The following is an 18,436-nucleotide window of genomic DNA, read 5'->3' on the forward strand; positions in this document are numbered from 1 at the left end:
CAGGGCCATCGTCATGACTGGCCACCACCAGACCCGCACGGGAAAGAAGGAAGAGATTATGTTCAAGCTCGGTGATATCGCCGTGAGCCGCAAATTGATGCTGCTGCTCTCACTGGCACTGGTCGGCTTCATCGCACTGCTGCTCATCTCGGCCAGTGCCTTGAATCGCAATCTGATGAGTGAGCGGGAGGCACGGCTGCAGGCCGTGCTGGATCTCGCCATGAGCCGGATCCAGGCCCTCGCTAGCACGCTGCCCGCCCCCCAGGCCCAGGCCGAAGCCAAGGCCATGCTCAACAGCATGCGCTTCGATGGCGACAACTATCTGTTCGTGATCGATGAGACCCGCCACGTGGTGGTACACCCCACCAAGCCTGAGCTGGTCGGTCAACAGATGGGGGAAAGCGGCGCAACCGCCGGGGCGCACTGGCAGCGCATGGTGGATCTTGGCAAGGGGGGCCAGCATGGCCGGCTGGAATATCAATGGATTACCCCCACGGGTGAAGCGGCCCAGAAGATGTCGCTGGTAGCGGGCTACCAGCCCTGGGGCTGGATCCTGGGCTCCGGCGTGCTGCTGCAGGACATAGAGGCCACCATCTGGTCCCAGTACCAGCTGATGGGGGGCGCCACCCTGCTGGTGATCCTGCTGATGGGGCTGCTGGGGTTTGCCATCAGCCGCTCCATCGTCAATCCGCTGGCCGAGATCAAGCGCGCCATGCAGCAGGTGGCGGCCGGGGATCTGGTGGTCAGCATACCGATACACGGCAAGGATGAGCTGGGGGTCGTCGCCACCTGCACCAACCAGGGGCTAGATGCCATTCGCCATGCCCTGCTGGAGGCCAGCCAGGGTGCCCGCAACGTGGCGGATGCCGCCCTGCGCATCGCCGCCTCCGCCGAGCAGACCAATCAGGCGGTCAACAGCCAGCGAGATCAGCTGGCTCAGCTCGCCACCGCCATGAACGAGATGAGCGCGACCATCTCGGATGTGGCGGGCCACGCGGAAAATACCGCCCGCGATACCCAGGATGCCACCAGCGAGGCCGGGCTCGGCAACCGGGACGTGCATGCCAGCGTGCACGGCATACAGGCGCTGGCCACCGAGGTGGAGCAGGCCACGCTGCAGGTCAATCAGCTCAAGGAGGGGGTGATGCAGATAAGCGAGGTGACGGCGGTCATCAGCGCCATCTCGGAGCAGACCAACCTGCTGGCCCTCAACGCCGCCATAGAGGCGGCCCGCGCCGGGGAGCAGGGACGCGGGTTTGCGGTAGTGGCCGACGAGGTGCGCCAGCTGGCGAGCCGTACCCGCCAGTCCACCGAGGAGATCCAGAGCACCATAGCCCAGCTGCAACAGCGGGCCGTCACCGCCGCCAGCGCCATGGATGCCAGCCGCAAGCTGGCGGAGAGCAGCGTCAGCCAGTCGGAGAAGGCGGGGCAGGATCTCTCCCTCATCGTCAACCACATCCAGCACGTGAGCGACATGGCGACCCAGATAGCCACAGCCGCCGAACAGCAGAGCATGGTGGCCGAGGACATGAACCGCAACGTCAGCGGCATCAACGACTCGGCGCTGGAGATGTCCCAGTCCGCCTCGCAACTAGCCCGGGAGAGCGAGCTGCTGGCCGGCCTATCCCGCAGCCTGGACGAGCGGCTGGCGGTGTTCAAGCTCGGCAGCGCCATCGACCAGCAGCTGGAACAGCGGCTGGCACCGCTGCATCGGCAGAGCCATCAGGCCGAACGCCCCCGCGCTCGCCACTGATCCGTCCCGCCCTGTCGCAACGACCATTCCTGCCAGCAAAGCTGGCAGGAATTTTTTATTGATAAAAAATGTCATATTTTTGCATTTTATCGACGTGATTAACGATATTCGGTAAGGCGAGTAGATTAAATATACATTTAAAAACATTAAGTTAAGTGTTTGCTCTACTCCGATGAGGTCAGGCTGCAAACATTTACACTTAATTATTTAATCAAAACTAGTCATGATGGTGTCGTCGTCAAACGCGACACTATGACCCTTTATGTAGTCATTTGGCAAACTGGTTGAAAGGCCAGGACGCAAAGCCTCCGGTCTAAAGACACGTCGTCCAGGATAGCGGGGTTGCCACACGCAAGTGTGTATCGGGGAACTCCCCTGCCAACTTGACTGCCCACATCTATCGAACAGAGGAATGTATGGCAGCAAAAATCCAACTCAATCACGTCGCGGCGGCGCTGGCGCTGCTGGCCAGTGGCGGCGTGCTCGCCCACGGCTACATCAGCCAGCCCGAGAGTCGCAACTACCTGTGCAACACGGGCGGCAACAGCCAGTGTGGTGCTGTGCAGTATGAGCCCCAGAGCGTGGAAGGCCCCTCCGGCTTCCCGCAATCCGGCCCCCAGGATGGTCAGATAGCCTCGGCGGGCAGCTCCCGCTGGAGCGAGCTGAATGCCCAGACCAGCGATCGCTGGACCCGCCGGGAAGTGCAGGCAGGCCCCTTCGCCATCAGCTGGACCTTCACCGCCAACCACGTGACCCGCAACTGGCGTTACTACCTCACCAAGCAGGACTGGAATCCGAACCAGCCGCTGACCCGCGCCGCCTTCGATCTCACCCCCTTCTGCGTGGTGGATGGCAACATGGTGCAGCCGCCCAAGCAGGTCACTCACCAGTGCACCCTGCCAGAGCGCACCGGTTATCAGCTGATCCTCGGCGTGTGGGAAGTGGGGGACACCAGCAACAGCTTCTACAACCTGATCGATGCCAACTTCAAGGGTGGCACCCAGCCACCGCTGAACTGGAGCCAGGGCGGCACCATCTATCCCTCCACCGATCTGGCGGCCGGTGACAAGGCCAGAACCCTGGTATTCGACGCCAATGGCGTGCGTCCCGATCTGCAGACCGAGCTGACCATCACCACCACGGAGCAGGGCCAGAAGAACAACTGGGCTCATGCCCTGGCCAGCAAGATCAATGCAGAGCAGAGCCAGATCCGCGCCGGTCAGCAGAACGCCGACGGCCAGTTCAACCCCGTCTACGGCCAGAACCCCGTCTACCTCAAGGCAGGCAGCGCGCTGGAGCGGGTCGAGATCCAGCTCGAACAGCTGCAACCGCCGGTGAACGACAGCATCAGTGTGAGCGGTCTGGAGAGTGAATACCTGCTCGACAACGGCAAGGTCACCCTGAACTTCAGCGTCACCGCCCAGGGGGATCTCGCGGTCACCAACACCCTGTATGACCATGGTGGTGCCGCCAAGGGCCAGACCAGTGCCGACATCAAGGACAGCAGCCAGAGCTTCACCATGCCGCTGACCGGGCTCAGCGCCGGTCATCATCAGCTGGTGATCGAAGGCAAGCCGAAGGCGGGTGGCGAAGCTCTGCAGCAGACCCTGGATCTGATGCTCAAGGATCCGTCCGCTGGTGACTACCAGTTCAGCTTCCCGGAGGGGCTCAAGTCCTACACCAACGGCACCAAGGTGCTGCAGCCCAAGAACGGCAAGGTCTATCAGTGCAAGCCCTTCCCCTACAGTGGCTGGTGCACCATCTGGTCGAGCACAACGACCCAGTATGAACCCGGCGTGGGTTCCAACTGGCAGGATGCCTGGACTCAAGTGAACTGAACCCGCAACACCTGAACAGAAGAGGCCCGAGCGGCCTCTTTTTTTGCGCCTGTTATCCGGGATCCCGCTGCCCTGGGCACCGCGAGATCCCCCATCGGACAAACACTATGACGAAAAACTACTATGACCCTCTGAGTCGCCTGCTGCACTGGCTGATGGCTGTCGTCATTCTCTACGCCACCCTGGCCGGTTACCTGATGCACCTGGTGATCGACAGCCACCCCCGGCTGTTTCAGTTTCTGTCGGTGCTGAACATGTCGATGGCCACCCTGATCACCCCGCTCTTCCTGCTGCGCTGGGGCTGGCAACATCTGAGGCATCCGCTGCCCGAGAACGGTGCCGACCATCATAATGGGTGGGTCAAGCTGGCCCATGCCCTGCTCTACGGGCTGATGTTCACCGTGCTGCTGAGCGGTTTCCTGATGCTGGAGCGGGGTTATCCCCTGTTCTGGCTCTACCCGATCGCCAACCCCATCAACACTCCCGAGATCAACCGCTTCTTCTTCGATGTTCATCGCCTCGCTTGCCTGTCGCTGGCCACCCTGGTCATGCTGCACGTAGTCGCGGCCCTGTATCACCACAGGATCAAGGGCGATCGCACCCTCTACCGCATGCTGGGGCCCCACACCGGCAAATAGGCAGACGGCGCTTCGCCGCAGGGGCGGCTTTCCATCGATAGGCAGATAAAAAACAGGGAGCCCATGGCTCCCTGTTTTTTATCTCGCAGCAGGATTCAGATCTGGAAGTCGAGGGCGGGTTCGCCGCCCATGGCGCGAGCCTGGATGTCTGCCAGCGCCAGCTCGGGGTTGCAGAGCTGGATGAACTGCCAGGCGAAGTTGTGCTGGAACTGCCCCTGCTTGAGGCCGATCCAGGCGGTGTGCGGCGCAAACAGCCGACTGCCGTCGAGCTGCACCAGCCCCTTGTCGCGCTGGGTGTCGAACGCCATGTCCGCCAGTATGCCGACCCCCATCTCCAGTTCGACATAGGTCTTGATGACGTCGGAATCCTGGGCGGTCAGCAGGATCTGCGGCGCTATTCCCGCCTCGGCAAACGCCTCATCCACCCGTGCCCGTCCGGTCAGTCCGGCCTGATAGGTGATGATGGGCCAGTTCGCCAGCGCCGCCAGGGTCAGCTCCCGCTCGGCGGTGAGGGGATGCTGCTCGGGCACCACTATGTTGTGGTGCCAGCGGTAGTAGGGAAACGCCACCACGCCTTCGCTCTTGTCGAGCTGCTCGCTGCTGATGCCGATATCCACCTCGCCGGTCTGCACCAGCCGCACTATCTCCTCCGGGCTGCCCTGGCGCAGCTCCAGCTGCACCTGCGGGAACTGCTCGCGAAACGCCTTCACCACCCGCGGCAGGGCGTAACGGGCCTGGGTGTGAGTGGTCGCCACCAGCAGCCGGCCCGACTCGCGGTTGGCAAAGGTGCTGGCCAGTTTGCGGATGTTGTTGGCGTCGTTGAGGATTCGCTCGGCGATCACCAGCAACTCCTTGCCCGGCTCGGTCATGCCGAGCAGCCGTTTGCCGTAGCGGATGAACAGCTCTATCCCCAGCTCCTCTTCCAGCTCGCGGATATGGCGGCTGACCCCGGACTGGGAAGTGAACAGGGCATTGGCGACCTCGGTCAGGTTGTAATCCCGCCGCGCCGCTTCCCGGATAATACGTAACTGCTGAAAATTCACGTCATCGCCTCCTGCGCTGACTGGCCGGTCGGGGTTACCCGCCGCCGTTTTCTTGTTATCTGCCTGGCCGGACTCCTCATCGAGTCCGGCAACGGCCTGACACCCTTGTATCCCAGGCGGGCTCACTCCGCCATCCTATCTGTTCATTTCAAGCGGCGATGGCCGTCAGATCTGGTAGTCCGGATAGAGTTGAGCCTGTTTGGCGACCAGTCGCACCCCCTGCCCCGGCGTGAAGGCTTTGGCCGCCTCCTTGCTCAGTTCGGCCTCAAAGTGTGCACCGTTTGTATCCCCATTGCCACGCAGTTCCACCCGGATGCGCGGCCCCATGGGCAGCAGACGGGTGATGGTGGCGCTGATCCCGCCGGGCGCATCCGCCGGCAGTATCTCCAGCTCGTGGGGGCGCACATAGGCGATGGCCGCACTGCCCTGAGCCAGCTGATGGGAGCTGATGGGACCGCCCAGCAGCTGCTCGCCGATGCCAAAGCCCTGCTCCGCCACCCGGCCGCGAAACAGGTTCACGCTGCCGAGGAAACTGTGGACGAAGGAGCTGGCGGGATGGTCATAGACCTCGGCCGGGGTGCCTATCTGCTCGACCCGGCCGGCGTTCATCAGCACCACCCGATCCGCCACCTCCAGCGCCTCCTCCTGATCGTGAGTCACGAACAGGCTGGTGACGTGCAGCTCGTCGTGCAATTCGCGCAGCCAGCGGCGCAGCTCCTTGCGCACCTGGGCATCGAGGGCGCCGAAAGGCTCGTCCAGCAGCAGCACCTTGGGCTGCACCGCCAATGCGCGGGCCAGGGCGACCCGCTGGCGCTGGCCACCGGAGAGCTGGGTCGGATAGCGCTCGGCCACGTGGCTGAGCTGCACCAGATCCAGCAGCTCCTTGACCCGGGCGCGGATGGTCGCCTCGGCCGGACGCTCGCTGCGCGGCTTGACCCGCAGACCGAACGCCACGTTCTCGAACACCGTCATGTGGCGAAACAGGGCGTAGTGCTGGAACACGAAGCCGACGTTGCGCTCGCGCACGTGCAGATCCGAGGCATCTTCCCCGCGGATGATGACGCTGCCGCTGTCGGCCTGCTCCAGCCCGGCGATGATCCGCAGCAAGGTGGTCTTGCCGCAGCCGGAGGGGCCAAGCAGGGCCACCAGCTCGCCGTCGTGAAAGTCGAGGTTGATGTCGGCCAGGGCCGCGTACTGATTGAAATGCTTGTTGAGTTGTTGAACCTGAATGCTCATGGCTGCCTCTCTGAACCGTTAAATCGGGATGGATGGAGTCTCCGAGCTGGCCAGTCCGTACGGCCGGTCCTGCTCGCCATCACACCCCAATCCATATCAATGGGGTATCCGGATCGGGCTGACCGCGCAGCCAGATCCGTGTCGCAATAACATCAATGGGACTTGGTGGGCTGCCCACGCAGCCGGGCCAGCAGTGTCTCTCCCAGCAGGGTGAAGATCCCGAACAGCGCCAGGAGGCTGGCCACCGCGAAGGCGGCACCGGTCTGGTACTCGTTGTAGAGGATCTCTATGTGCAGCGGCAGGGTGTTGGTCTGGCCGCGAATATGGCCGGAGACCACGGAGACGGCACCAAACTCCCCCACGGCCCGGGCGGTACAGAGCAGCAGCCCATACATCAGACTCCAGCGGATGCCTGGCAAGGTGACCCGCCAGAACATCTGCAAGCCGCTCGCCCCCAGCATGATGGCGGCTTCTTCCTCTTCCGGGCCGCGCGCCTCCATCTGGGGCAGCAGCTCGCGCACCACGAAGGGCACGGTAATGAAGGTGGTGGCCAAAATGATGCCAGGTGTAGCGAAGATGACCTTGATGTCGTGCTCGCTCAGCCAGTCGCCAAACCAGCCGCGGCTGCCGAACATCAGCACGAACATCAGGCCCGCGATCACCGGCGAGACCGAGAACGGCAGATCTATGATGGTGATGAGCAGTTGCCGGCCGGGGAAGCGGAAGCGGGCTATGGCCCAGGCCGCCGCTATCCCGAACAGCAGGTTGAGGGGAACCGCGCAGAGCGTGACCAGGGCGGTGAGCCCGAGCGCACTCAGGGCATCCGGCTCGCTGATGGCGTGCCAGAAGAAGGCCAGCCCGGGTCTCAGCGCCTGAATGAAGACGGTGGCCAGCGGCAGCAGCAGCAGGGCGGCAAACCAGCCCAGCCCGAGGGAGATCAGCAGCCACTTGACCCAGACGGGTTCACGGGTCACCGGGGGATGGCGAACCGGGGTGGCCTGTGCCACGTCGAGGGCAAGGTCCAGGCTTGAATGTGAGGCGTTCATATGCGGCTCCCTCCGATACGGGCCCAGCTCCAGGCCTGCAGCACTTGGCTGATCGGCAATAACATCATGCTCCTGCACCGTTCAGAGATATCCGACCGGTGTTTGCCTGCGGCTTCCCCGGTATGAGGGACAGCATTCAAGCTGATGGCAAATACGTTCATATCCGGCTACCTCCTATGCGCACCCAGCTCCAGGCCTGCAGCTTGTTGATCAGCAATAACAGAATGAAAGAGATGAGCAGCATGACCACGGCGATGGCGGAGGCACCGGCATAGTCGTACTCCTCCAGGTGACTCATGATCATCAGCGGCGCTATCTCGGAAACCATGGGCAGGTTGCCGGCGATGAAGATGACGGAACCGTACTCCCCCACGGCGCGGGCAAACGCCAGCGCAAAGCCGGTGATCAGCGCAGGGACCAGGGTCGGCCACAGCACCCGCAGGAAGGTCTGCCAGCGGTCAGCCCCCAGGCTGGCGGCGGCCTCTTCCTGCTCCGTCTCGGCTTCCCGCAGCACGGGCTGCAGGGTGCGCACCACGAAGGGCAGACCGATGAAGGTGAGGGCAATCACCACCCCGATGGGGTTGTAGGCGAGCTCTATGCCAAACGGGGCGACCCACTGCCCGATCCAGCCGTTGGGGGCGAAGATGGCGCACAGGGCGATGCCGGAGACGGCGGTGGGCATGGCGAACGGCAGATCGATCAGCGCATCCACCAGCCGGCGACCGGGGAAGGTGTAACGCACCAGCACCCAGGCCAGGATCAGGCCGAACAGGCTGTTGAGCAGCGCCGCGATAAAGGCTGCCCCGAAACTCAGGCGAAAGGAGGCGAGCACCCGCGGGGAACCTATCACCTGCCAGAACTCGGCGAGGGTGAGGTTGTTCACCGCGAACAGCACCAGCGCCGAAATCGGCAGCAGCACCAGCACGCCCAGGTAGAGCAGGCTGAAGCCGAGGGTCGGGCCAAAGCCCGGCAGGACTGAGTAAGAACCAAATCGCATAACGCTTCCGTTTGTTATGAAAAACATTCGATAGAGCGATTCTGCGCATTCCAGTTAGGGGCAACAAACACCAATAATGCCTTTGCTAAGCACTTTTTTATCTAACAACGGCGGATCAGGCTTTTAGAGCCATAAAATGAAAAAAAGGTCTTTTATATAAATAAAAGACCTAAAAAATGGAGCGTCGTGCAATGTACCAAGCCATCAAAAATCAACTGTTGTGGTGTCGGGTGCTATCTCTCTCCTTGTCGGCGTATTGAACCGGATCAGCGAAAACATCAACGGAAACTGAGGGCCGCGCGCCGCTCCCACACGGCCGGCGCCGGTTCGACCACCATCTCGGCCCGCCGATAGAGGGTGCCGAGCAGGTTGAGCCCCTGGCTCCACTCCCCATGGCCGGACTGGGCATTGATATGGCCCACCTCGCCGGCATCGAACAGCGGCACCTGCCACTGGCGACTCCAGTATTCGGCCCGCTCGAAGCTCATCCAGGGATCATTGCGACTGGCGATCAGCTGGGCCGAGACCTTGAGCGAGCCCGCCAGCAGCTCGTCAGGCAAACCGAAACGGGCCGGATCGGCCGGCGCCACGATAAACAGCGAGGCCACCTTGTCAGGCTGCTGGCGCGCCGCCATGATGGCCGCCAGGGCACCGAAGGAGTGAGCCACCAGATGGGCCCGGCCGCGCCGGCTGCGCAGCTTGCTCGCCAGCTTGGCGCTCCAGACCGTCAGGTCCGGCTTGTCCCACGGCAGGCCAACCATGCGCTGCCAGTGAGGGAAATATTGATGCCAGCGACTCTGCCAATGATCCGGCCCACTGTTGTGCAGACCGGGAACCAGGAGGATCTTGTTCATCTTGGTGCTCCTATCAGCTGGCACAGGGGCCAGTACGGGGTGAACATGCCACAAGGAAGCGGGGCGCCTTAGCCGCCCGGCTGGTAAATCTGGTCAAACAGGCCACCCTGGGCGAAGTGTTTCTTCTGGGCCTTGTCCCAATCCCCTTCCAGATCCTTGACGGTAAACAGGGTCAGTTGCGGGAACTGGGCCGCCGTCTCCTTCAGGATCGCCGGATTGCTGGGGCGATAATGGTATTTGGCGATGATGCGCTGTCCCTCGTCGGAGTAGAGGTACTCGAGGTAGGCCTTGGCGACCGCTTCCGTGCCGTGCTTCTTGGCCACCTTGTCCACTACGGCCACCGGCGGCTCCGCCAGGATGGAGACCGACGGCACCACCAGCTCGAACTTGTCGCGGTTGCCGGGCTGATTGAGCACCAGCAGGGCTTCGTTTTCCCACGCCAGCAGCACGTCGCCGAGGCCGCGCTCGATGAAGCTGGTGGTGGCACCACGGGCGCCGGAGTCCAGCACCTTCACGTTCTTGTAGAGATCGCCGACGAACTGTTTGGCGCCCTCCTCACTGCCGCTCTTCTTCAGGGCGTAGCCCCAGGCCGCCAGGTAGTTCCAGCGCGCCCCGCCGGAGGTCTTGGGGTTCGGCGTCACTATCGCGATGTCCTTGCGCACCAGATCGCCCCAATCCTTGATCTGCTTGGGATTGTCCTTGCGCACCAGGAAGACGATGGTGGAGGTATAGGGAGAGGCGTTGTTGGCCAGCCGGCTCTGCCAGTCGGCGGCGATCAAGCCCTGCTTGGCGACGGCGTCGACATCATAGGCCAGCGCCAGCGACACCAGGTCCGCTTCCAGCCCGTCCACCACGGCACGAGCCTGCTTGCCGGAGCCACCGTGAGACTGGCTCACCACCACATCGTCACCCGTCTTGGCTTTCCACTCCTTGGCGAAGGCGCCGTTGTACTCCTGGAACAGCTCGCGAGTCGGATCGTAGGAGACGTTGAGCAGGCGGATCTCGGCGGCGTTGGCCTGGCCGAGGGCCAGCAGAGAGAGCAGGGTGAGGGCGGTCGTTCGCAGTTTCATGGTGATACTCCATATCTCGTTGGGTTGAATGCAGCATGCCGTGGGCTTGTTATGCCGAGAACCAAGAAATAACGCTTTGCTTATCTCTTTTGCTCATATCAACCCGCCGACCGGCGCCACTCGCACACTCTGTGAGCCATGCCTCCCTGCCCCCCTGTTGGCTGTGCCATCATGGGATCAAGGCCATGGCACAACGAAAAGGAAGTCGTTATGTGGATCAATGCAGACCCCGTCAATGGTGCCCTGGTGTCACTGGCCATCGGCCTCATCATAGGACTGGAGCGCGGCTGGCAGGTGCGCCAGCTGGGGGACAACCAGCGCATCGCCGGAATGCGGACCTATGGCCTCATCGGCCTGCTCGGCGGTGTCTGCGCCCTGCTGCTGCCGACCCTGGGGCCCTGGCTGCCGCTGCTCGGCCTGCTGGCGGTGGTGACGGGCTGCGGTCTCTCGGTCTGGCTGGCCCAACGCTGGCAGGGGGAGTTCGGCCTCACCAGCTCGGTGGCCATGCTGCTCACCTACCTGCTGGGGCTGATGTCCGTGCTGCTGAGCCCGAGCGAGGCGGTAGCCTGCGCCGTGCTGGCGGCCCTCTTGATGGGGCTCAAGGGCAAGATCCAGCAGGGGATGCTGTTTCTGAGCGAGACAGAATTCCACGCCACTCTGCGCTTCCTGCTCATCTCCCTGGTGCTGCTGCCGGTGCTGCCCAACGAGGAGATGGGACCCCTCGATGCCTTCAACCCCTTCAAGATCTGGCTGATGGTGGTGGTGATCGCCGGCATCTCGTTCTCGGGCCACTTCGCGGTACGCCTGCTCGGCACCCGCTCGGGACTGGTGCTCACCAGCATACTGGCGGGGCTCGCCTCCTCCACCGCCCTCACCTTGCAGTTTGCCCGCCTCAACAGGGAACAGGGCGGGCTGGAGCGGCTGCTGGCCACCGGCATACTGATGGCGGGAGCCACCATGTGGCTGCGGCTGCTGGTGCTGGTGCTGCTCATTCACAGCGAGCTGGCGATGCGCCTGGCGGCGCCCCTGCTGCTGCTGGCGGCCACCGTCTACGGCTTCGCCTTCTGGTTCTGGCGCCAGCGCGAGGAGCTGACCGATGGTCCTGTGCAGCCCCAGACCAGCAACCCGCTCGATCTCGCCACCGCCATCAAGTTCGGCCTGCTGCTGGCACTGATCGGCTTCATGGCCACCCTGCTGCAGAGCAAGGTGGGCAACTCAGGTGTCTATCTGCTGTCGCTGGTCTCGGGGATCACGGACGTGGACGCCATTACCCTGTCGCTCTCCCAACTCTCCCACAAGGAGCTGGCGCTGGAGGTGGCAGCCCGCGGCATCCTGCTCGCCGGGCTGGTCAACTCGCTGGTGAAGGGGCTGCTGGCCTTGGGGATAGGCGGCCGCAGGCTGGGGCTGAGGGTGCTGCTGCCCTACTTCGTTTCTGCCCTGCTGATCCTGCCGCTCATCTGGCCGGGCGCCTGAGGTTGCAGCAAGTGACAGCCTGACGCCGCCGGGTCGCTGGCGTATACTGGCCCCTCTTGGCACATGAGGAGAGGTGAGCATGGCAAGCGATTGGGACAAGGTACTGGCGGGCGGCGCCCTGGACAGCCAGAGCGAGGAGATAGCGAACGACCGGATCCGCGGCCAGGCGCTGCTGGCACAACTCAACGCCTCCCCGGCCGGAGATCAGCCACTGCGCCAGCGCCTGTGCGGCGAGCTGTTCGGCCACTGCCCCGACTCCTGCTGGATAAGCACCCCCTTCACCTGCGAATTCGGCCGCAATATCCACATCGGCGAGAAGACCTTCTTCAACTTCAACATCACCATACTCGACGTGGGCGAGGTACACATCGGCAACCATGTGCTGCTGGCCCCCAACGTGCAGATCTACACCGCCACCCACAGCACGGATTATCTGGAGCGGCGCAACTGGACCGCCTACAACAAGCCGGTTCACATAGGCGATGACTGCTGGATCGGCGGCGGCGCCATCATCTGCCCCGGCGTCACGATCGGGGCGCGATCCATCATAGGCGCCGGTGCCGTGGTCACCCGCGACATACCGGCGGACTCGGTGGCGGTGGGCAACCCCGCTCGCGTGATCCGCACCCTGACGCCGGATGCCCCCCGCGGCTGGGAGCTGGCACTGTGATCTGGCTGGCCCTGTTTCCCCTGCTCTGGACCGCCTGGCTTGGCCTGGTTGACGCCAACTGGTGGCCGCTGGCCATAGTCACCACAATGAGCCTGCTGACGGCGCTGGCCTATGCCCACGACAAACGGCAGGCCATTCGCGGTGGCTGGCGCATCCCCGAATCCCGCCTCCATCTGCTGGAGCTGTGCGGCGGCTGGCCCGGGGCCCTGGTGGCCCGTCACTGGCTGCGCCACAAGACCCAGAAGGGCAGCTACCGGCTGGTGTTCTGGTTTATCGTGCTGCTGCACCTCACCCTGTGGGGACTCTGGCTCGGCCGGCCCCTCTGGCAAGGGGTCTGAGGATCGCCAAGGCGCCAGCACGACGCACCGATCAACGGAGTGACGCGGCTTGCACATAGGCACTGGCCTGAGCCGAGGGCTCATACTCCTCACCAGCGCGGGCATTGCGACCCCTTTCTGGGTATGAGACAACAGAGGGCCTGCAAGGCGGTTTTCTCGCGTATTTATCGACAAGGAGTCACCCATGACAATGTGGACAGGCATAGTCCTGATCGTCTTTATCAGCATGCTGTTCGGCTATCTCAGCAAACGCGCCCGCTACCAGCTGGGGGATATCCGCATCACGGATCGCCTCGGCAAACAGGATGTGCTTATCCAGGAACTGCGGGAGCGGATCGCCACTCTGGAAGCCATCGTCATCGAAGAGGAGAAGCGCCGCCCGTTCAAGAATCTGTGAACCGGCAGCGATGGCGGCAAACCGGCCAGCTTCCGGGCTGCAAGGGGTTGCCGCTTTCCCCCACACTTGCCCCTCCCCCCCTACGGCCTGCAAAACTAAATTCACAACAGGATCAGCGGCCTGCCCACGACTGCTGCATTTTTCACCAAACTGGCCCAATCCCTGCTCTGTCACTGTCATCAGCCGTACCGGAGAGTGACATCATGATCGCCATCAGCACCCTGCTTCCCCTCGCCTCCCTTGCCCTCAAGCTCGGCAGCAAGCTGCTCGGCGACGGCACGCCACAGGCCAAGGCCGAGTCCCCCGTGCAGGAAGATCGCCTGGCACCCACGGTGCAGAGCCTGTTCCAGCGGCTGGGAGTTAAGGACGCCAACAGCGAGCCGAACCGCCCCGCCATCAACCACTTCATGAGCGAGTTGCTGCAGACCCTGGGTCAGGAGAACAATGGCCAGTCGCTGCCCGAGGCCATAGACACGGCCCGCAGCCAGCTGGCCAACGGCACCCAGAGCACCCGTCTCGACGCCCTGCAGAGTGAACTCGATACCCTCAAGGGCACACTGGGCAACAGCGATCTGAACCTGGATCAGCTGCTCGGCGCCTTCAAGCAGACCCTGCCCAATGGCAAGGGGGAAGGGGTTGGCAAACTGCTCAATGCCAGTGTCTGAAATGGATATGGCAAAAACAATTTTGTTTAACAAGATGACTATTTTTCGTCCAGGCACCTGAAGATGGTAGAAAGGTCTGTGGTATGATGCTGACTTTTCATGCCTGCGGTATTCCGCATTAATTCGAGTCTTGAACGATGCTAACACCTTCTATTCCTGTCCAGCCAAAGTCGTTTCGGCAGGATATTAATGGCTTAAGAGCATGGGCTGTAATAGCTGTTGTGCTGTACCATTTTGGCGTACCTGGCTTTGCCGGTGGATTTATTGGTGTTGATGTATTTTTCGTCATTTCCGGTTTTCTGATGACCCGCATTATCATTTCAGGAATGGAGCGTGGCCAGTTTTCACTGTGGGGATTTTATCTCGCTCGTGCCCGGCGAATAATCCCGGCATTACTGGTGCTATGCTCAGCCTTGCTCATACTCGGCTGGTTCTGGTTGCCTAGCGCGGATTATCATATGCTGGCAACCCACGCTGCAGCAGCAACCACTTTTGTATCAAATTTACAGTTCTGGCGCGAGGCTGGTTATTTTGATGCAGCGTCTCATGAGAAATGGCTGCTGCATACATGGTCATTATCCGTAGAGTGGCAATTTTATATTATTCTGCCACTAGGTGTAATGTTGATATGGCGCATGCTGGGTAAGCGAGTAACTCAGGTCGCATTAGGAGTTATTGGCCTGCTTTCTTTTGTTCTATCAATTTACGCTACACAGCGTTGGCCTAGTGCGGCATTTTATCTTCTACCAACCAGGGCCTGGGAAATGCTGGCCGGAGGACTGGTGTGGTGGGTGATCAGATCAAGAGCGATTCCTTCACAACAAGCCAGAATAATGGAAGCAGTCGGCTTGATCATGATTGTGATCGCCATCATATCGTTTGATGCTGCCATGGGCTGGCCTGGTGTTTATGCACTACTGCCCACAGCAGGCGCCATACTGGTATTGGCCGCGGGTAGACAAAATTCATGGTTTACCGACAACTTCATTGCCAGACATCTGGGTGCCAGTTCATATTCAATTTATTTATGGCATTGGCCACTGGTCGTAATACTGAATTACCTTGGCGCCTCAAACAGTGCAACATTAATAATTGCAGGTATCATACTGTCAATCATCATTGGGGAATGCTCCTATCGTTTCGTTGAAAATCCTACCAGAATAGCGCTTAGTAAGCTTGGCCAGTATAAAGAGCCCCTGTTCATATGCATCCCTGCAACATTGATCATCATGAGCTCATGCGGAATATATTTATCTCAAGGTGCTAATTACCCATGGCGTCATGGGGCCTCTTCAGCATCGTCATCATATATTGACAAATATTCTCGTGAAAATTACTTATCATCCTCTGTAAGAGCAGAATACAGATTGGAATGTGATTTCTTTGATGATGAAAAGTATATCGCTAAAAATGGAGACATTGCAGCCTCATGTACTCAACTGCAAGGCAATAAAAGAGGGGTGTTCCTCTGGGGTGACTCACATGCGCAAGCTTTGTCCTATGGGTTGAGACAGCATTTGCAGAGCAATACTTCATTATATCAAGTTGCAACATCTGCATGCCAGCCACATCTTGGCAGTGATACGGCAACCAAAGGCGAATTCAAGATCGCATGTGATCGCTCAAATGAGTTTGCCTTACATGAAATTGCTCGCTTGCAACCTGATGTAGTCATAATGGTACAGAAGAGTGAACATGAAAAAAACAATTACAGCGAAATTGTCGATCACCTGTACAATCTGGGTATCAAGAATGTTGTCCTGCTAGGACCAGTCCCACAATGGCAACCATCCTTACCCAGGACCATTGCACTGAGACATTTCTCCACACATGAAAAAATGTTTAATGACAATTCGTTTGACAGTTCATTATTTAATAGTGACGGGAAAATGAAAGCCACGTTTGGAGACCACCCAAAATCACATTATATTTCATTGCTGGATCATCTCTGTAATAACAGTGAATGCCTTGCCAAAGTAGATGACGACAATATGCCTTTAGTATGGGACTATGGCCATCTATCATTATCAGGTTCAGACTTCGTAGTTAAAGAAATACTGCTAAAAGATCCCGTACTGAGCAAATATCTTCAGTAAGGGTAATCTGGCTAAATGATATTAAGACGCCCAAAACAAGAATAACCACAATACGTGCTCCAAAAACGGCAACCTCGGGGTTGCCATTTTTTTCGGGCCGGATCGCAGGATGCAACGCTAGGGTAGTGAAGGTGGTGGACTCAGCATCGCCTCTGCCAGCGCGGTCTGCCCGCGAGCCTGCAAGGTGTTGGCCGCCCCCTGTCGGTCCGCCTCTTCCTTGTTCTGGCTCAGCTTGAACTTGCCCACCAGCCCGGTTATCTCGACTTCGATGCCAACCACGGCCTGTACCATGGCCTCGAGATAGTCTCGCGGCGCGTCCGCCATCTTCCAGGGTTTGGGCTCCGCCGCCTCATGAACCCTCGTCAGACTTGCCAGCAGGCGGCGCACGAAGCGGGCATCGTCGCGCACCCGGATGCGACCATGGGCATGGACCACGGCGTAGTTCCAGGTCGGCACCTGCTGGTGATGCTCCTGCTTGCTCGGATACCAGTTGGGGGAGACGTAGCCGTCGGCAGCCTTGAAGATCACCAGCACCTCGTCGCCATCCCTGACCTCCTGCCAGAGCGGGTTGTTGCGGGCAACATGAGCGCGCAGGACGCCCTGCTCGCCACTACCGGCGTCCAGCTCAAACGGCAAATGGTTCGCATCCAGCCCCCGCTCACCGTGGGTGATCAGAGCCCCCAGCGGGTGGGCCAGGATCAACTGGTACAGCGTCTCGGGATCGGTAACGGCGAAATGGGGTGGTTGATACATAAGGGCTCCTTGAGCGAGGCATTGGCTTCCATGCAGAGGCCCATTCTTGCGCAATCGAGGTCGGCAGGCGATGGCGCAGATATAAAAAGAGGGCCTAAGCCCTCTTCGGTTCATCCAGCTCGGCGACTAGCCGCGCTTGGCCAGCCACTGTTCGGCGGTGGTGAGGGCCGCATCCACCAGCTCCCGGGCGACGCCGCCTTTGGCGACCCGCTTGGCCAGGGTCGCTTCCAGCTCCAGATTGGGATAGACATCCTCGCCGATGACGGGGCTGAAGCGCTGGAACTCAGGCAAAGAGAGATCTTCCAGCGGCTTCTTCACGCCGATCGCATAGACCACTGTCTCGCCGACGATATGGTGCGCCTCACGGAAAGGAATCCCCTTGGCCACCAGATAGTCTGCCAGCTCGGTGGCGTTGGCGTAGCCGCCCTGGGCCGCCGCCTTGGTGCGTTCGACGTTCACTTTCAGATCGATCAGCACCAGCGCCGCCATATCGAGGCAGTCGTGCCAGGTGTCGAGGGCATCGAACAGCCCTTCCTTGTCTTCCTGCATGTCCTTGTTGTAGGCCAGCGGCAGCGCCTTGAGGCTCATCAGCATGCCCATCTGGGCGCCGACCACCCGGCCGGTCTTGCCACGGATCAGCTCCAGCGCATCCGGGTTCTTCTTCTGCGGCATCAGCGACGAGCCGGAAGTGACCGCATCTGAGAGCTCGACAAACCCAGCCTCGCCAGTGTTGTAGAAGATCAGGTCTTCGGCAAAGCGCGACAGGTGGGTCATGGAGAGCGACGCCACGTGCATCAGCTCCACCACGTGATCCCGATCCGAGACCGAATCCAGGCTGTTGCGGGTGGCGCCGCCAAAGCCCATGTCGAGCGCCAAGGCTTCGCGGTCGATGGCATAGGCGGTGCCCGCCAGGGCGCCGCAGCCGAGCGGGCTGGTGTCGAGGCGCTTGAGCGCATCCTGCAGGCGGGAATAATCCCGCTCCAGCATCTCCACATAGGCCAGCGCCCAGTGGGCGAAGGTGACCGGCTGGGCGCGCTGCAGGTGGGTGTAACCCGGCAGCACGGCGGCCTGATTGGCACGGGCGGAGGCGACCAGTCCGGCTTGCAGGGCGGTGATGGAGGCAAGCAGCAGCTCACCCTGCGCCTTGCACCAGAGTTTCAGATCGGTGGCGACCTGATCGTTGCGCGAACGACCGGTGTGCAGCTTCTTGCCGAGATCGCCGACGGCGGCGATAAGCGCGCTCTCGACCCAGGAGTGGATGTCTTCGGCATCCGAGCTGAGGATCTGCTGGGGATCCTGCTGCACCGAGGCAAGCAGCACCTCCATCGCCTGTTGCAGTTTGCCCTGCTCATCGGCGGTCAATACACCCACCTTGACCAGCGCCTTGGCCCAGGCCATGGAGCCCTGAATGTCCTGCTCCGCCAAGCGGTAATCGAAGCGCAGCGAATCGTTGAACTGCTTGAACCTGCTGTCTGCTCCCTGACTGAAGCGTCCACCCCAAAGTGCCATACTGCTCTCCTTGAATACGTTGTCGGTAGGCGCCTGCGCCTGCCGTAATTGAAACCTTGC

At 60.9% G+C, this 18,436-nt stretch carries 17 protein-coding genes and 1 riboswitch; of the genes, 9 read left to right on the top strand and 8 right to left on the bottom strand.

Annotated elements, in window-relative coordinates:
* Window positions 1-58 precede the first annotated feature (58 nt).
* From ACM3N8_RS12000 to ACM3N8_RS12010, 3 genes are all read left to right on the top strand, one after another.
* Window positions 59-1,753 (top strand): methyl-accepting chemotaxis protein, encoded by a 1,695-nt coding sequence (locus tag ACM3N8_RS12000; RefSeq protein WP_378080745.1) that lies wholly within the window; start codon window positions 59-61, stop codon window positions 1,751-1,753.
* A 264-nt stretch (window positions 1,754-2,017) separates the two neighbouring features.
* A riboswitch (cyclic di-GMP riboswitch) is annotated at window positions 2,018-2,103 on the top strand.
* Window positions 2,104-2,169: 66 nt separating this feature from the next.
* A complete protein-coding gene (gbpA, locus tag ACM3N8_RS12005; protein ID WP_378080746.1) occupies window positions 2,170-3,591 on the top strand; it encodes an N-acetylglucosamine-binding protein GbpA in 1,422 nt (473 codons plus the stop codon).
* Between the two features lie 107 nt (window positions 3,592-3,698).
* Window positions 3,699-4,229 (top strand): cytochrome b, encoded by a 531-nt coding sequence (locus tag ACM3N8_RS12010; RefSeq protein WP_378080747.1) that lies wholly within the window; start codon window positions 3,699-3,701, stop codon window positions 4,227-4,229.
* Window positions 4,230-4,324: 95 nt separating this feature from the next.
* Here ACM3N8_RS12010 and cbl read toward each other — a convergent pair whose 3' ends face one another.
* The 6 genes from cbl to ACM3N8_RS12040 all read right to left on the bottom strand — a co-directional run bounded on the left by cbl (window position 4,325) and on the right by ACM3N8_RS12040 (window position 10,475).
* Window positions 4,325-5,272, bottom strand: a complete 948-nt coding sequence (gene cbl, locus ACM3N8_RS12015) for an HTH-type transcriptional regulator Cbl (protein ID WP_043557468.1) — start codon at window positions 5,270-5,272, stop codon at window positions 4,325-4,327.
* A gap of 165 nt (window positions 5,273-5,437) precedes the next feature.
* Window positions 5,438-6,508 (bottom strand): sulfate/molybdate ABC transporter ATP-binding protein, encoded by a 1,071-nt coding sequence (locus ACM3N8_RS12020; RefSeq protein WP_043141048.1) that lies wholly within the window; start codon window positions 6,506-6,508, stop codon window positions 5,438-5,440.
* Between the two features lie 152 nt (window positions 6,509-6,660).
* Window positions 6,661-7,554: a sulfate ABC transporter permease subunit CysW gene (cysW, locus tag ACM3N8_RS12025; RefSeq protein WP_241278912.1), complete on the bottom strand. Its 894-nt coding sequence runs from the start codon at window positions 7,552-7,554 to the stop codon at window positions 6,661-6,663.
* Between the two features lie 157 nt (window positions 7,555-7,711).
* Window positions 7,712-8,551 carry a sulfate ABC transporter permease subunit CysT gene (gene cysT / locus ACM3N8_RS12030; RefSeq protein WP_416016172.1) on the bottom strand — a complete coding sequence of 280 codons (840 nt, stop codon included), beginning with the start codon at window positions 8,549-8,551 and terminating at the stop codon, window positions 7,712-7,714.
* A 278-nt stretch (window positions 8,552-8,829) separates the two neighbouring features.
* A complete protein-coding gene (locus ACM3N8_RS12035; RefSeq protein ID WP_416016173.1) occupies window positions 8,830-9,405 on the bottom strand; it encodes an RBBP9/YdeN family alpha/beta hydrolase in 576 nt (191 codons plus the stop codon).
* A 68-nt stretch (window positions 9,406-9,473) separates the two neighbouring features.
* Entirely contained in the window at window positions 9,474-10,475 is a 1,002-nt protein-coding gene (locus ACM3N8_RS12040) for a sulfate ABC transporter substrate-binding protein (protein ID WP_098980827.1), read from the bottom strand.
* A gap of 210 nt (window positions 10,476-10,685) precedes the next feature.
* On the opposite strand from ACM3N8_RS12040, the gene ACM3N8_RS12045 reads away from it, so the two are divergent.
* The 6 genes from ACM3N8_RS12045 (at window position 10,686) to ACM3N8_RS12070 (ending at window position 16,114) form a co-directional block, all read left to right on the top strand.
* Window positions 10,686-11,948 carry an MgtC/SapB family protein gene (locus ACM3N8_RS12045; protein ID WP_043557462.1) on the top strand — a complete coding sequence of 421 codons (1,263 nt, stop codon included), beginning with the start codon at window positions 10,686-10,688 and terminating at the stop codon, window positions 11,946-11,948.
* Window positions 11,949-12,027: 79 nt separating this feature from the next.
* Window positions 12,028-12,618, top strand: a complete 591-nt coding sequence (locus ACM3N8_RS12050; protein WP_098980828.1) for a sugar O-acetyltransferase — start codon at window positions 12,028-12,030, stop codon at window positions 12,616-12,618.
* Complete coding sequence (locus ACM3N8_RS12055; RefSeq protein WP_098980829.1) at window positions 12,615-12,956, top strand: DUF1294 domain-containing protein; 342 nt, start codon at window positions 12,615-12,617, stop codon at window positions 12,954-12,956. Before ACM3N8_RS12050 ends, ACM3N8_RS12055 begins: the two co-directional genes overlap by 4 nt.
* Before the next feature lie 184 nt (window positions 12,957-13,140).
* Window positions 13,141-13,353 carry a hypothetical protein gene (locus ACM3N8_RS12060; RefSeq protein ID WP_098980830.1) on the top strand — a complete coding sequence of 71 codons (213 nt, stop codon included), beginning with the start codon at window positions 13,141-13,143 and terminating at the stop codon, window positions 13,351-13,353.
* Between the two features lie 203 nt (window positions 13,354-13,556).
* A complete protein-coding gene (locus ACM3N8_RS12065) occupies window positions 13,557-14,018 on the top strand; it encodes a hypothetical protein (protein ID WP_098980831.1) in 462 nt (153 codons plus the stop codon).
* Window positions 14,019-14,155: 137 nt separating this feature from the next.
* Window positions 14,156-16,114: an acyltransferase family protein gene (locus ACM3N8_RS12070; protein ID WP_290018987.1), complete on the top strand. Its 1,959-nt coding sequence runs from the start codon at window positions 14,156-14,158 to the stop codon at window positions 16,112-16,114.
* A gap of 117 nt (window positions 16,115-16,231) precedes the next feature.
* Here the strand turns inward: ACM3N8_RS12070 and ACM3N8_RS12075 are convergent, their stop codons facing one another.
* Window positions 16,232-16,867, bottom strand: coding sequence for an FMN-binding negative transcriptional regulator (locus ACM3N8_RS12075; RefSeq protein WP_290018986.1), 636 nt, complete (start codon window positions 16,865-16,867; stop codon window positions 16,232-16,234).
* 126 nt (window positions 16,868-16,993) lie between these two features.
* Window positions 16,994-18,376, bottom strand: coding sequence for an argininosuccinate lyase (gene argH / locus ACM3N8_RS12080; RefSeq protein ID WP_274452751.1), 1,383 nt, complete (start codon window positions 18,374-18,376; stop codon window positions 16,994-16,996).
* Window positions 18,377-18,436: the final 60 nt, after the last annotated feature.

It is taken from the genome of Aeromonas sp. A04, assembly GCF_047780465.1.
In the GTDB taxonomy this organism is placed as follows: Bacteria; Pseudomonadota; Gammaproteobacteria; order Enterobacterales; family Aeromonadaceae; genus Aeromonas; species Aeromonas bestiarum.

Bases quoted from the DNA above. Each gene is read 5' to 3' on its own strand.
- ACM3N8_RS12075 (WP_290018986.1), bottom strand. From the start codon at position 16,867: ATGTATCAACCACCCCATTTCGCCGTTACCGATCCCGAGACGCTGTAC.
- ACM3N8_RS12035 (WP_416016173.1), bottom strand. From the start codon at position 9,405: ATGAACAAGATCCTCCTGGTTCCCGGTCTGCACAACAGTGGGCCGGAT.
- ACM3N8_RS12065 (WP_098980831.1), top strand. From the start codon at position 13,557: ATGATCGCCATCAGCACCCTGCTTCCCCTCGCCTCCCTTGCCCTCAAG.
- ACM3N8_RS12000 (WP_378080745.1), top strand. From the start codon at position 59: ATGTTCAAGCTCGGTGATATCGCCGTGAGCCGCAAATTGATGCTGCTG.
- gbpA (WP_378080746.1), top strand. From the start codon at position 2,170: ATGGCAGCAAAAATCCAACTCAATCACGTCGCGGCGGCGCTGGCGCTG.
- ACM3N8_RS12040 (WP_098980827.1), bottom strand. From the start codon at position 10,475: ATGAAACTGCGAACGACCGCCCTCACCCTGCTCTCTCTGCTGGCCCTC.
- ACM3N8_RS12050 (WP_098980828.1), top strand. From the start codon at position 12,028: ATGGCAAGCGATTGGGACAAGGTACTGGCGGGCGGCGCCCTGGACAGC.
- argH (WP_274452751.1), bottom strand. From the start codon at position 18,376: ATGGCACTTTGGGGTGGACGCTTCAGTCAGGGAGCAGACAGCAGGTTC.
- ACM3N8_RS12060 (WP_098980830.1), top strand. From the start codon at position 13,141: ATGACAATGTGGACAGGCATAGTCCTGATCGTCTTTATCAGCATGCTG.
- ACM3N8_RS12010 (WP_378080747.1), top strand. From the start codon at position 3,699: ATGACGAAAAACTACTATGACCCTCTGAGTCGCCTGCTGCACTGGCTG.
- ACM3N8_RS12020 (WP_043141048.1), bottom strand. From the start codon at position 6,508: ATGAGCATTCAGGTTCAACAACTCAACAAGCATTTCAATCAGTACGCG.
- ACM3N8_RS12070 (WP_290018987.1), top strand. From the start codon at position 14,156: ATGCTAACACCTTCTATTCCTGTCCAGCCAAAGTCGTTTCGGCAGGAT.
- cysT (WP_416016172.1), bottom strand. From the start codon at position 8,551: ATGCGATTTGGTTCTTACTCAGTCCTGCCGGGCTTTGGCCCGACCCTC.
- cysW (WP_241278912.1), bottom strand. From the start codon at position 7,554: ATGAACGCCTCACATTCAAGCCTGGACCTTGCCCTCGACGTGGCACAG.
- ACM3N8_RS12045 (WP_043557462.1), top strand. From the start codon at position 10,686: ATGTGGATCAATGCAGACCCCGTCAATGGTGCCCTGGTGTCACTGGCC.